This window comes from Chelatococcus reniformis (assembly GCF_014640075.1).
Lineage (GTDB): Bacteria > Pseudomonadota > Alphaproteobacteria > Rhizobiales > Beijerinckiaceae > Camelimonas > Camelimonas reniformis.
In genome coordinates this window covers 415,113-427,724 of record NZ_BMGG01000007.1, presented here as the reverse complement: position 1 = coordinate 427,724, position 12,612 = coordinate 415,113, and the positions used below count along the sequence as shown (strand labels likewise).

The 12,612-nt window shown below is 66.8% G+C and carries 14 protein-coding genes; 6 read left to right on the top strand and 8 right to left on the bottom strand.

Annotated features, from left to right (window positions below):
* Positions 1 to 197: 197 nt before the first annotated feature.
* Positions 198 to 1,184 carry a helix-turn-helix domain-containing protein gene (locus IEW34_RS20635; protein ID WP_188611103.1) on the bottom strand — a complete coding sequence of 329 codons (987 nt, stop codon included), beginning with the start codon at positions 1,182 to 1,184 and terminating at the stop codon, positions 198 to 200.
* Between the two features lie 448 nt (positions 1,185 to 1,632).
* On the opposite strand from IEW34_RS20635, the gene IEW34_RS30660 reads away from it, so the two are divergent.
* Positions 1,633 to 2,142: a hypothetical protein gene (locus IEW34_RS30660; RefSeq protein WP_244642108.1), complete on the top strand. Its 510-nt coding sequence runs from the start codon at positions 1,633 to 1,635 to the stop codon at positions 2,140 to 2,142.
* A 149-nt stretch (positions 2,143 to 2,291) separates the two neighbouring features.
* Here IEW34_RS30660 and IEW34_RS20625 read toward each other — a convergent pair whose 3' ends face one another.
* Positions 2,292 to 2,738 (bottom strand): hypothetical protein, encoded by a 447-nt coding sequence (locus tag IEW34_RS20625; protein ID WP_188611102.1) that lies wholly within the window; start codon positions 2,736 to 2,738, stop codon positions 2,292 to 2,294.
* 365 nt (positions 2,739 to 3,103) lie between these two features.
* Complete coding sequence (locus IEW34_RS20620) at positions 3,104 to 4,747, bottom strand: arylsulfatase (protein WP_188611101.1); 1,644 nt, start codon at positions 4,745 to 4,747, stop codon at positions 3,104 to 3,106.
* Between the two features lie 495 nt (positions 4,748 to 5,242).
* Between IEW34_RS20620 and IEW34_RS20615 the strand changes: the two genes are divergently transcribed.
* From IEW34_RS20615 to IEW34_RS20600, 4 genes are all read left to right on the top strand, one after another.
* Positions 5,243 to 6,289 (top strand): SphA family protein, encoded by a 1,047-nt coding sequence (locus IEW34_RS20615; RefSeq protein ID WP_188611100.1) that lies wholly within the window; start codon positions 5,243 to 5,245, stop codon positions 6,287 to 6,289.
* Between the two features lie 62 nt (positions 6,290 to 6,351).
* Complete coding sequence (locus tag IEW34_RS20610) at positions 6,352 to 6,603, top strand: DUF3302 domain-containing protein (RefSeq protein WP_188611099.1); 252 nt, start codon at positions 6,352 to 6,354, stop codon at positions 6,601 to 6,603.
* A complete protein-coding gene (locus IEW34_RS20605) occupies positions 6,600 to 7,541 on the top strand; it encodes an HlyD family secretion protein (protein ID WP_188611098.1) in 942 nt (313 codons plus the stop codon). Before IEW34_RS20610 ends, IEW34_RS20605 begins: the two co-directional genes overlap by 4 nt.
* A gap of 134 nt (positions 7,542 to 7,675) precedes the next feature.
* The gene (locus IEW34_RS20600) at positions 7,676 to 8,632 is read left to right on the top strand and encodes an AraC family transcriptional regulator (RefSeq protein WP_188611097.1); all 957 of its coding nucleotides are present in this window, start codon (positions 7,676 to 7,678) and stop codon (positions 8,630 to 8,632) included.
* A 29-nt stretch (positions 8,633 to 8,661) separates the two neighbouring features.
* Here the strand turns inward: IEW34_RS20600 and IEW34_RS20595 are convergent, their stop codons facing one another.
* The 5 genes from IEW34_RS20595 to nthA all read right to left on the bottom strand — a co-directional run bounded on the left by IEW34_RS20595 (position 8,662) and on the right by nthA (position 11,828).
* Entirely contained in the window at positions 8,662 to 10,068 is a 1,407-nt protein-coding gene (locus tag IEW34_RS20595) for an amidase (RefSeq protein WP_188611096.1), read from the bottom strand.
* A gap of 106 nt (positions 10,069 to 10,174) precedes the next feature.
* On the bottom strand, positions 10,175 to 10,537 hold the full coding sequence (locus IEW34_RS20590) for a nitrile hydratase accessory protein (protein ID WP_188611095.1): 363 nt from the start codon (positions 10,535 to 10,537) through the stop codon (positions 10,175 to 10,177).
* Between the two features lie 8 nt (positions 10,538 to 10,545).
* Positions 10,546 to 10,905 (bottom strand): SH3-like domain-containing protein, encoded by a 360-nt coding sequence (locus tag IEW34_RS30950; RefSeq protein ID WP_210324544.1) that lies wholly within the window; start codon positions 10,903 to 10,905, stop codon positions 10,546 to 10,548.
* Positions 10,905 to 11,216 (bottom strand): SH3-like domain-containing protein, encoded by a 312-nt coding sequence (locus IEW34_RS30945; RefSeq protein WP_210324543.1) that lies wholly within the window; start codon positions 11,214 to 11,216, stop codon positions 10,905 to 10,907. The genes IEW34_RS30950 and IEW34_RS30945 overlap by 1 nt, the downstream gene beginning before the upstream one ends.
* A gap of 12 nt (positions 11,217 to 11,228) precedes the next feature.
* Positions 11,229 to 11,828, bottom strand: a complete 600-nt coding sequence (gene nthA / locus IEW34_RS20580; protein WP_188611094.1) for a nitrile hydratase subunit alpha — start codon at positions 11,826 to 11,828, stop codon at positions 11,229 to 11,231.
* 398 nt (positions 11,829 to 12,226) lie between these two features.
* Here nthA and IEW34_RS20575 point away from each other — a divergent pair, with 398 nt between their 5' ends.
* Complete coding sequence (locus IEW34_RS20575) at positions 12,227 to 12,604, top strand: VOC family protein (protein WP_188611093.1); 378 nt, start codon at positions 12,227 to 12,229, stop codon at positions 12,602 to 12,604.
* Positions 12,605 to 12,612 lie beyond the last annotated feature (8 nt).

Here is a 12,612-nt window from a genome sequence, read left to right as displayed (position 1 = left end):
AGGCATCTGGGACCAAGAGCCATGAGAGCGAGCCCCCCAGCTCACACCCATTAGGACTGAGCGTGCTGGAGAAGTGGCGCCGATGTCAACCGCGCCCGAGAGCGCTCGCAAACCGCTTGTCAGCGATTGCAGGCACCAGCCCAGCAGCTCGCCACGCCTGCCGCGGACAGTAAGCCTCAGCCCGCGGCCCCTCTATGCTAATTGTGCCAACGGGCTGGCAAACCGGGGGGCATCTCGCTGAGCCGGCCGCGGGCTCGCGTCTGCGAGGGAAGTTCCCCGAACAGATCGCGATAGCGGCCGGCGAGCCGGCCGAGCTCGCTCAGTCCCCACCTATTGGCGATGAACGCGATCGTGAGCGACGCCTCCGCCTCCGACAGGAGTTCGTGACGGATGCGATGGAGCCGCAGCTTTTGCAGATACGAATAGGGCGTCTCATCGAGCACCTGCTGAAAGGCGCGATGAAGCGTGCGGCGGGAACCTCCCCCTGCCGCGGCGATCGCCTCGATCGAGAGCGGTTGATCGAGATTTGCGTGCATGAACGCACGGGCGCGGGCCACCACCCGCGCCAACCCGCGCGGATCTCGCTGGCCCACATGCATTCTCGGCGGCCGCCCGAGATGCACCACGAGCGCATCGAGCGCCTGATTGCCGAGCGCCTGCGGGCTGACCGCATCAGCGAGCCGTCCGGAGTGGAGGGCATGGAAGAGCTGCCGCAGCCCGGTCAACCTGTCGTGCGGGAGCTTGCGGGCGGCGACGCCGCTGCCGGTCACGCGCAGGTCCAAGCTGAGCTCATGTTGCTCAGCGAGTATTTCGGCCCGCTCCATGGGAAGCGTTACCGCGAGGTAGAGCGATCCCGGCGCATAGAGCGCGTCGTGCTCGTCACCGGGCATGAACACCGCGACATCGCCGGTGGTCACCTCGCTCAGCCATTGCCGCGAGCCCGACGGCAGCTCGAGGCCGAGGCCGACTGTGACCCTGTCGTCCGACAGACAGCCGGTGAGCGCGGTCCGCGCCCCGATTGCCCCCGTGGCAAAGGAGACGTCGTCGAGCGCGGCAAAGGCCAGGCTGCCGGTGACCGGTGCACGCGACAACTGCGCTGCATCCAGCCCGGCGCCGTAGACGGCATCCTTGAGGACTTCAATATTCTCGATTTGGATGCGGGCCCAATCGCCTCCAAGCCCCAACGTTGCCCTCCCTCATCGAGGCATGACCTCGGCTGCAGCCCGAACGTCGTTGGGCGGCCGCTGGTCGATCGACATTGCGATATGAAAAGAACACCGGCCGAAGGTCAATTCAGGTTGGCGTGTTTCCGCGGCGCCGGCGGACATCAAAGACTGTCGATGGTCTTTGCTCTGGCGTCTGATCCCACGCGGACACCCAGCAGCCCCACGGCGTGCTGCCGCTGACCACCGCATGCGCGGCAGTTCCTTCCCTCGCGAGCGTGAGCGCAACCCACGTACACCCCGAGTCCTTTCGCCGCTCTGCACAGTCTCGCAAGCCGAGCTATGCTATTTGTGCCAGCTTGAGCGGCCACTTACCGAGATCCGACGTGTTGACACGGTTGGTTGTTTCAGGATTTGAAGATCCCATCACCCGACAACGAACGCCGATTGCATTGCACGGAGGAAGCCAATGAGAACACCAGCTCTCTTTCTCATTGCTAGTCTGCTCGCCTGCCTGCCGGCCGAAGCCGGGCCGATCGCCGTCGGCTTGACCTCGATCTCGTCGGCCGCATCGGGGCTGGTGGAGCCGGCTGCGGCCCGATACAGGGCCGGCGGCGTCAGGGCGGGCCCCTATCGGGCCGGCGGCTATCGCCGCGGCGCGGTGGCCGGGCCCCGTGGTGTCGCGGTTCGGGGCACGCGCGCCGCCGTTGGCCCCTACGGCGGAGCCGCCATTCGCCGCGGCGCCGTGGTCGGGCCGCGCGGCAACGTCTTTGCCCGGCGAACCGTCGTCGTGAACGGCCGGTACCGTCCCTACGGTGCCTGGTGGCCCGCGGGCGGCGCCATTACGGCAGGCGCCGCTATCGGCTTCGTCACGGCGGCCACGGCCGCGGCCTGGGCCGGGGCGCCACCGGCTGCCGGCTATTGCTGGTTCTATACCGACGCAAGCCGGACGACGGGCTTTTGGGATCGGTGCCCCTGAGAGCATTTGCCGGTCCGAGGCACTTCCGATCGCGCCCAAATGGCCGAGCGCCGCGGACACGGACGGCGATCGTCACTCAAGCCAGGCGCGGCATTGCCGCGTCTGCCCGAACAACACGGCCATGCGCGTGGTCCGAAGGTCGCCGCGCCCTATTTGAAGCCGATCAGCACGCCATCGGCGCCCAGCGCCAGCTGCAACCCTTCGCGGCGCGTAGCAAGCCGCAGGGCGACGCCCTTGCCGTTCCTGAGCCAGAGCCGGCCCCGGCCTTGATCGCCCAACGCCCAGCCCTCCCGGATCTGCACGTAAGCGCCGGCGAAATCGCTCAGGCGCTTGAGGCCGTAGACCGTGCCGGTCGCCTCCAGTCGCGAGGCGCCAAAGCCGCCGATGCCGAGCCCGCCGACCGTGATAGGATAGGACCGACCGCGGAACATCAGCTTGCCGCCACCGATGCTGCCCGATCCGATGAAGGCGACCTGCACCTGCTCGATGCTCACCGAGCCCGAGGGCCGGCCAGGCGTAGCGTTTTGCGCAAGCGCCGGAGCCGATACCAGCACGCCAGCCGCCATGGCGAAAAGCATCGTCCTGAAGATGGTCATCTCTGAGTCTCCCTTTGCCCGAGCAATCTACTTGCCCGCGGCATCGGTCAAGGCTCAGATTGAGTCGCGCGCCTGCGGGGGCACGACCGCCGAGTTGCCCGCCGAGGGCCCCGCCCGACGGAACATCGGGCCGGCCCGTCGTCGCGGCAGCTGGGAGCGCGTGATCCCGACAAGTCGATTCCGGTTTTTGGACAAGATCACGCTCAAACCAAAGAATTAGAGGGAGTTGATTCAAATAAAAACCGTCTCGCTCGAGCTCTTCGGATTGAGCCGATATCGCCATGAGCCTTCTGCCCTCGCCGCAGCGGCCGCCAGCGCATGTGGCTGGCGGCCGCCATGGCATCGGCAAACGTGATCGACGTTGCTTACTGCTTGGTGCTCAGGCTCTTCTGCATCCCTTCGATGATCTGATCAACGGTGAAGCTCGCCGCGCGCTGGCGCGGCGGAAAGTCCTTGAAGGTGTTCAGGAATTTCTGCACCTCCGTCTGGGCTGCGAAGATGACGTAGGGCTGCGACAGGAACCAGTCGTAGTAGGTGTTGGAGGTGATGTCGGCTCGCTCATAGGGGTCGGAGCGCAGGTCGAACAGCTTGGGCAGGCGCAGCTTGGTGAACGGCTCGGCCCAGACCTGCATGGTGCCCGGCACCCGCTGCTCCTCGAAGACGACTTTCCAGTTCTCGTAGCGCAGGCCGAGCAGATCGCCGTCGTCGCTGAAGTAGAAGAACTCCTTGCGGGCCCCCTTGTCGTTGGCGCCCGTCAGCAGCGGCAGCTGGTTGTAGCCGTCCAGATGCACCTTGAAGCTCTTGCCACCGGCGGAATAGCCCTCGAGCAGCTTGTCCTTGATATCCGGCTCGCCGGCTGCGGCGAGCAGGGTCGGGAACCAGTCGAGGCCGCTGAAGATCTCGTTGCTGACGCTGCCGGGCCTGATCTTGCCGGGCCAGCGGATCATGGCCGGCACGCGGAACGCGCCCTCCCAGTTGGTGTTCTTCTCGCTACGGAACGGGGTAGTGCCGGCGTCGGGCCAGGAGTTCTGGTGTGGGCCATTGTCGGTAGTGTAGAGCACGATGGTGTTGTCGGCGATGCCGAGATCGTCGAGCTTCTTGAGGATCTGCCCGATGGTCGCGTCGTGCTCGATCATGCCGTCGGCATATTCAGTGCGGGCCGTGAGGCCCTTGGGGCCGCGGTGCTCGTCGCGCACATGGGTGCGGAAGTGCATGCGCGTCGAGTTGAACCAGCAGAAGAAGGGCTTCGACGCCTTCACCTGCCGGTCCATGAAATCCATCGCCGCCGCGGAGGTCTCGTCGTCGATGGTCTCCATCCGCTTTTTGGTGAGCGGGCCGGTATCCTCGATCTTGCCGTCGGCGCTCGAGCGGATGACGCCGCGCGGGCCGAAAGCCTTGCGAAAGGCCGGATCGGTCGGATAGGTGCGCTGTTCCGGCTCCTCCTCGGCGTTGAGGTGGTAGAGGTTGCCGAAGAACTCGTCGAAGCCGTGATTGGTCGGCAAATATTCGTCGCGATCACCCAGGTGGTTCTTGCCGAACTGGCCGGTGGCGTAGCCCAGCGGCTTCAACATCTCGGCGATGGTGCAGTCCTCCTTCTGCAGGCCGACGGTGGATCCCGGCACGCCGACCTTGGAGAGGCCGGTGCGCAGCGTCGCCTGCCCGGTGATGAAGGTGGAGCGGCCGGCAGTGCAGCTCTGCTCGGCATAGTAGTCTGTGAACTTGAGCCCCTCGTTGGCGATGCGGTCGATGTTGGGCGTGTAGTATCCCATCAGGCCGAATGAGTAAGCGCTGAGGTTGGTCTGGCCGATGTCGTCGCCGAAGATGACGAGGATGTTGGGCTTGCCTGCACCCCCGTTTGGGCCGGTGGCAGTGCTGGGCTGGCGCTGTTGGGTCTGCGCTTGAGCCAGTGTCGAAGCGCCGGCGGCGGCGAGGACGGTTCCACCGAGAAGGAGGTTTCGGCGGTCGAGCTCGCCCGCGCGGGCACCCTTGTCCTTGTCAATGCTGCTCATGCTCGCTCCTCCCTTACAACGCTCGAAATCCAATTTGGCTCGCCGACGCGGCGATGAGATACGCAAGACGCGCCGTCGGCCTGCATCGACCGCGGGCGATGGTGCGTCCAGGGGCGCGGGTCCTTCACCGCGCCGGCATGCAGATCTGGCAGTCGCGGCGCCCCCGCGCGAGCAGCCCTCGGCTCAAGGCATAGCTTAGCCGGCTCCTCCTGGCGCGGCGCCTTGGTCCAATCCCGCACCCGGTGCCCGAGAGCTTCCTCCAGATATTGCCGATCCGACCCAAGCCAGCGACCACCGGAGATAAACGCCGACTCGGCGCAAGCAGAAAGGATCGTGCAGGCCGTTCCATGCTGCTCATTTTGCCACTGAAGTGTCCGCTTCCCAGCAGCTGGCGCAGCAACTGGGTTGTGCGGGAGCGGGGTCACGATGCCAGCTCTCCCGGACACTGACAATTGGGAACCGCGGCTTAGCCACCGGGTTTACCCGGCCCGATGGATGAGCCATGCTCCCACATCGGGTCTCGGGAGCGAATCCTCTATGTGTAGAAGCTGGCTGACCCTTGCCCTCGCGCTCGCCGTATCGAGCGCCTTGCTGGGGCGGCGGGCGCAGGCTACCGAGAGCGGCGCGAGCCTCTATGTTCCGGGCCTCCGCGGACCTCTGTCTGGGATTGTCCCGCCGCCGGGGTTCTATTTCAACAACGACTTCTACTTCTATTCCGGCGAGCTCAGCGGCGGCCGCCGGATCCAGATCGGCGGGGCAGTGCTCGCCGGGGTCGACATCGAGGCCCGGGTCGATTTCCTGACGGCGAGTTGGGTCACCCCCGTCGAGATCTTCGGAGGTCGGCTGGGCTTCGGCGTGACTCTGCCGTTCGGGGTGCCGCGCGTGAGCGCCAGTGCCCTGATTGCGGCGCCCCGATTTGGACAGAGCTTCGCCTTCAGCAATCGTGACGCGACGTTCGTCGCCGGCGATCCGGTAGTGACGACCATGATCGGCTGGGATGCGGGCAAATTTCATTGGTCTGTCGGAGTCGCGGTGAGCATTCCCGGGGGAGCCTACCGCGATGGAGAGCTGTCCAATCTCGCCTTCAATCGGCCCGTTGGAGACGTATACGCAGCCCTCACCTGGCTCGACCCGGAACTCGGCCTCGACGTCTCCGGCGCGGTGGGCTTCGAGTTCAACGGCAAGAACTCCGATACCGACTATCGAAGCGGCAACGCCTTCCACGTCGATCTCGCGGTCAGCAAAAACTTGACGCGTGAGTTCGCTGTCGGGCTGCTTGCGGCCCACTACGAGCAAATCTCTGCGGACAGCGGCGAAGGCAATCGCATCGGGCCCTTCAAGGGACGGGTCACCGCGGTCGGCGCGACGGCGTCGTATAACGCCGCCATTCTCGGGACTCCGGTCACGACGCGGATCAAGCTGTTGCGCGAGGTGGAGGTCGAGAACCGGCCGCAGGGCACGATGGGTCTGCTTACGGTCGCATTCCCCATAGGCGGCCACTCGCACTCCGGCTCCCAACGAGCTGCGGCAGCTCACCGATGAGGTCGGCGCGCGGCTGAAGCAGTGACAATCCGAGCAGTTCCGTCTCGCGCGAGGAGCCCGCCATGGCGTTCATCGATATCTTCGCCATCATCGTGCTGATCGTCGCGGTGGCGTCGGCCGTCGCAGTGCTGCTGATCATCGGCATCGCGCCTGGCCACGTCGCGCGGCGGCGTGGCCATCCCTGGGCCGAGGCCGTCGGCGTCGCGGGCTGGATCACCCTGATCTTCGGCCTGGTGTTCTGGCCGCTGGCTTTCATCTGGGCTTATGTGGACATTCCCGCCCGGCCGGTGCCGCCGCGGGAGCCGGCGCCATGATCGTCTTTCTGCTCAACGCCTACATCCTCGTCCTCGTCGTCCTGATCTGGCTCAAGGTCATCCCCTCGAACTTGTTCTGGAAGATCTCGCCGATCCTCGTGCTCCTGCTGTTGCTCGTCGGGCTGTTCATCCCCATGGGCTGGGGGGCGCCAGCGGGCACGGCGCTGGTCGGGCGCCAGTCGGTGCAGATCGTGCCCGACGTCGCCGGCGAGGTCGCCGAGGTGCCAGTCGCGCCCAATCAGCCGCTCAAAGCGGGTGACGTGCTGTTCAAGATCGACCCCACCCCGTTCAGGGCTCAACTCGATGCACTCCAGGCGCAGTTTGCGCTGGCCGACACGCGGCTCAAGCAGATGGAGCAATTGCAGCGGACGGCGGCCGGGCGGGCTTTCGATGTGGAGGAGCGCCAGGCCCAGGTGAAGCAGCTCGAGGCCCAGATCGAGGGCGCCAAGTGGAACCTGGACAAGACGGTGGTGCGCGCGCCGGCCGACGGCTACGTCACCAACGTGACGCTGCGCAAGGGCGCTCGCGTCTCCAACCTGCCGCTGTCGCCCGTGATGGCCTTCATCGACACCTCGGAGTCGATCGTTATCGTCGAGGTGCCGCAAATCTACGCCCGCTTCATCGAGCCCGGGCAGAAGGTCGAGCTCACCTTCAAGTTTCTGCCCGGCGAGATCCACAGCGGCAAAGTCGAAACGGTCCTGCAGGCGATTGCCACCGGCCAGGCGGCGCCGTCCGGCACGGCCGTGGCGCCCCGCCAGATCGAGACCGGGCCCTTCGTGATCCGCGTCAGGCTCGACGAGCCGCGCCTGGGCGAGCGGCTGCCGGCCGGGAGCGTCGGCGACGCGGCGATCTACACCGACCATGTCAAGGTGAGCCACATCATCCGCCAGGTGGTGCTGCGGCAGGCGGCGATCCTCAACTTCGTCAACCCGTTCTGATCGGAGGAACCGGTTGGGCGCGGACCCGCACGAGGCCACGCCGGGAGCTGACGAGCGCCCTGTACACTCGAAGTGGCGCACTCCTTGCTTAGTCGAGACGCTCCTCGCTTGAGCCTCGAGAATGGAGAACGGCCATGCCCGCGGGCTTCGATACGAGCGCACTGCGGCCGGGAGAGCGCTTCGACTATTGGCGCGACGTGGTCTGCAAGCATTTCGTCACGGCCGGCTGCGCCGACCGCAGCTCCGGGCCGTTCGACGCGCAGCTCGCCTTGAGCGATCTCGGCCCCTTCATGATCGGCGCGCTCAAGGCGCCGCGCCACGTCTGGACGCGGGAGCCGCGCGATATCCGCGTCGCGCCCGACGACGACATCCTGATGGGATATCTGGTCAATGGCGAGGGCCGGCTGACGCAGGGCGGGCGTACCGTGCGCCAGCGGGCGGGCGACGTCGTCCTGTACGACGCTCGTCTGCCGTTCACCTACGAGCTCGGTGCCGCGGCCATCGTGATGAAGCTGCCGCGAGACATGCTGGCCGCCAGAGCGCGTGTCAGCGAGGCACTCTGCGCCCGGGCCATCGGCGCCGGCAATCCATTGCGGCCGCTGCTCGGCCGTCTGCTGACGCAATGCGTGGATCCCGCCTCGCCCTGCCTGCACAGCCCGACGGCCGGGGCACGGCTCGGCTCCTCCGCCTTCAACATGCTGCTGGCGCTGATCGACATCGAGATCGAGGGCGAGAGCGAGGCGCTTGCCCCGGCGCAGTCGGCTCAGCTCGAACGCGGCAAGCGCTATGCGATCGCCCACCTGGGTGATCCGGCCCTCGGCAGCGAGCGCATGGCCGACCACGCCGGCGTATCGCTGCGGACGCTGAACCGGCTGTTCGCCAGGATCGGCACCACCCCGATGCGCTGGGTCTGGCAGCAACGGCTCGAGGCGAGTCATCACGAGATCGCGGCGGGGCTGGCGCAGAACGTGACGGACGCGGCCTTCCGCTTCGGCTTCAAGGAGCTCTCGCACTTCAGCCGAAGCTTCAAGGCGGCCTACGGGGTCACACCCCAGTCGATCCTCGCCCAGCGGGCCAAACCGACCCACTGACGACGACGGCCGTGCCACCCGGCGCTCACTCAGCCCCCGCGCTGCGGCGGGCGGTGCGTGTGCCAGTCAGTGACCTGCTGGAAGGCGTGGCCGGCCCGGCACAGCAGGTCTTCGCCGAGATGGCGGCCGACCAGCTGGAGGCTGAGCGGCATGCCCGTCTCGTCAATGCCGGCCGGCAGCGTGATCGTCGGGCTTCCCGAGAAGTCGAAGGGCGCCGTGAAGCGGAGAATGCGAAGCAGCACGTCCGGATCCTCACCGTAGGCGGCCATCTGCGCCAAGCTCGGGATCGGCACCGGCATGGTGGGGACCAGCATCAGGTCCACGTCCTGGAACACGGCGGCGAGCGCGCCGGAGAAGGCGAGCCGCTCATGGTAGATCTCGCCGAGCTCGGCGCCGGACATGGCGCGGCCCTGCTCGATCAGCGCCGCGAGGTCAGGGCCATAGTCGCGGGACCGCGCGGGATAGCTCTCCTTGTGGGCGATCGCCGTCTCCACCGCGCAGAACGGGATCCAGCCGCGCACCAGCTCCGTCGTCGCGGGAAAGCGGATCTCGATGATGCGGGCGCCGAGTCCGGCGAGCACGCCCTCTGCCGCCTCCAGCGCCGCCACCACCTGGGCATCGATGCCCTCGCTGACGAAACGGCGGTCGATACCGATACGCAGACCGCGGATGTTGCGCCCGACCTCGCCGAGGTAATCGGGAACCGGAGCGGACAGCGCCGTCGGGTCGTGCGGATCGGCACCGGCGATGACGCCCAGCATGGCCGCCGCATCGGCGGCGTCGCGGGTCATCGGGCCGATATGATCGAGGGAGGCGGCGAGCGGGAAGACCCCATAGCGGCTCACCCGCCCCCAGGTCGGCTTGATGCCGGTGAGGCCGCAGGTGGCCGAGGGAAAGCGGATCGATCCCCCCGTGTCCGAGCCGATGGCGCCGTAGCAGAGGCCGGCGGCTGTGGCGACGCCCGACCCGGTGGAGGAGGAGCCAACCCAGTGATCGAGCCCCCAGGGGTTGAGCGGCGACGGGTTCTCGGGGTGGTGGCTGGTGTAGGCCCCCTCGGTCATGCTGAGCTTGCCGAGGATCACCGCACCGCCCTGTTCCAGGCGATCAACGACGGTGGCGTTGTGGCCAGGCACCACAGCGCGCAGCATCATGGTGCCGGCGCCGGTCGGCGCGAAGGTGGTGTTGCACAGGTCCTTCACCGCCACCGGCACGCCATGCAGCGGCCCGCGCCAGATGCCCTTGGCGAGTTCCCCGTCCGCCGCTTCGGCCCGGGCCAGCGCCCGGTCGGCGAGCACTGTGGTATAGCTGCGATAGGTGCCGTCGAACCGCTCGATCCGTTTCAGCTGGGCCGCTGTCACCTCGACCGACGACACGCTCCGGTTCCGGATGAGCTCCGAGACCCGGGTCAGGCTTTCAAAGCCAAGCTCGTCGGACATGTTACTCACCTTTTTGCGCCGGGGGGCGGCCGGGGCCGCTCACTCCTGCGGTCGGCCGCGCGCCTAAGCCGAAATCGATGGACGATCGGCCGGCAGAGCAGCCCGATCAGGCCACGCAGACCGGCTCGCGCCGGGCCACGTGGTCGTGCGGCACCGGGTTGTCCTTCAGATACTGATGACGGTCGTCGACGCTGTGCTGATCGAGCAGCTGCTTGCTCGCCAGCAGCTTTTCCAGCGCGGCGAACCAGATGTGATAGTAATCGTGCCCGTCGTCGTCGTGATGCTCGGCATCGTGCGCCTTGATCTCGCTCGACAGGCTCTCCACCCACTCCGGCCAGGTGAAGTGGCCCGCCTTGCTCAGCGCCACCGCCATGGCAAAAGCCGACGCCTCCCAGGGCTCGCGGAACACCGGGCCGTCGCCGTCGCCCGGCTGGCCCGGGGCCTGGCCGATCTCGACAGTCTCTACCATGGCTCGCCTCAACTCTCGTCGCTGACGATGTAGTCTTCGAACATGTCGATAAAGATCTTGTCCGTCGCCGGCGCATCGTCACCCCACAACTCGCGGGCGGCGAACGCGACGCTGTAGACGTGCTGGGGCTTCTCGCCCTTCAGCTCGGCATTGCTGTCCGGAAAGACGAAGACCCCGTGGTCCTTGTGGACGACGCCGCGCTTGCCGCGAACGTAGCGCGGCAGCCGCGTATGTGTCGCCGGGTTGATGTTGAGGACCATCACCTTGTCACCGGGGGCGAAGCCGGGCGCAACCACGGCATCGACGCGGCAGGAGCCTCCGGCCCTGATCAGGTCGGCGACACCTTCGGCAGGAAAAATCTGTGGCATCACGCTTGCCCCTGTCTGATCTCACCAACCCGTTTGTCGATCTCGGCCTCGGTGAGCGAGCCGTTGGCGATGCACCAACGCTCGAGCGAGTGGAGCCAGTGCTCATAGTATGGCGACTCGAGGTAATGCGCGGGGCTCATCTTCTCGATCGCCGCCCTGAACTGGTCGATGTTGAAATGTCCGCCGGCGAACGCCAGGATGAACATGCCGAACATCCGGCGTTCCCATTCGGCGCGGAAGATCGGCTGGCCCGGATCGATATCGATCGGCCCGAGGCCGTGCATGCCGCCGAGGTCGTGGATCCCGTTCATGACAAGGGCCCTTCACTTGGCGCCGACGGGCTGGCCGACGCCGACCATGCTGTCGCGCGTGACCAGCTCGGCAAGCTGGGTTTCGTCGAGCCCCTCCGTCCCGGCCGGGCGCATGGGCAGGACCAGGTAACGCAGCTCGGCATTGCTGTCCCAGACGCGGACCTCCGTGTCGCCAGGGAGCTCCATGCCGAACTCCTTGAGCACGCCGCGCGGATCGATCACCGCGCGCGAGCGGTAGGGCGCCGCCTTGTACCAGTTGGGCGGCAGTCCCAGGGTCGGCCACGGGTAGCAGGAGCACAGCGTGCACACGACCATGTTGTGGACGCCGGGCGTGTTCTCGACCACGACCATGTCCTCGCCCTGGATGCCGGAGTAACCGAGCTCGGCGATCGCCGCCGTCCCGTCATCGAGCAGGCGCTGCTTGTAGACCGGATCGGACCAGGCACGCGCCACCACGGCGGCGCCGTTGTGGGGGCCGATCTTGGTCTCGTAGGCATCGACCAGGAGGTCGATGGCCTTGGGATCGATCAGCCCCTTCTCGACCAGCAACGACTCGACCGCCTTGACACGCAGCGCAATGTCAGAGGGCTGGTGATGCTCATGATCCGTCATCGCGACCTCCTGCTATAGCCACGCATTGAAAGCATCCCCCGATCCGATGGACTCATCTGATCGGGTAGAAACACTCCAAGTCTTCGTATCCGGAGCGTTTCTCTCTGATCGGCGGGAACGACCCGATCAGAGAGAAATGCTCCGAGCGTGCCCTACCGCCGCGGAGCGCAGATCGCACCGAACGCGACCTCTCGCACAAGGCTACTGCTCCTCAGGGAGACGGAGACGGATCGTCTCTCCCTTTGCCTCGCCAGTCGAGCACTTTCGTCATGCTAGGATATGTCGGCCGCCCTGGCTTGCTTGCCATGGCCAATGTGCTTGCCTGCGGCCGCCAGCCGGCCCGAATATCGGCCATCGACGGGATATCGCCCGCGCCTTGGCTTGCGACACAGGAACCGATGATCGACCACATCTCCGTCGCGGTCAGCGATCTCAAGCGCTCGGCACGCTTCTACGAACTGGCGCTGGCGCCGCTCGGGCTGTCGCGCCTGGTGATCCGGCCGGCGACAGTCGGCTTCGGCAAGGCCTATCCCGAATTCTGGATCAACCTGCGCGCCGGGATGACCGAGGCCGAGCCGGGCAGCGGCATGCACGTCGCCCTTCGCGCCCGAAGCACGGGCGAGGTCGACGGCTTCCATGCGGCGGCGCTGAGCGCGGGCGGCCGCAGCGACGGCGCGCCGGGCCTGCGGCCTCACGACCGCGTGCGCTACTACGCCGCCTTCATCGTTGACCTCGACGGCAACCGCATCGAAGCGGTCACTTTCCCGAGCGAATAGACGCCAGC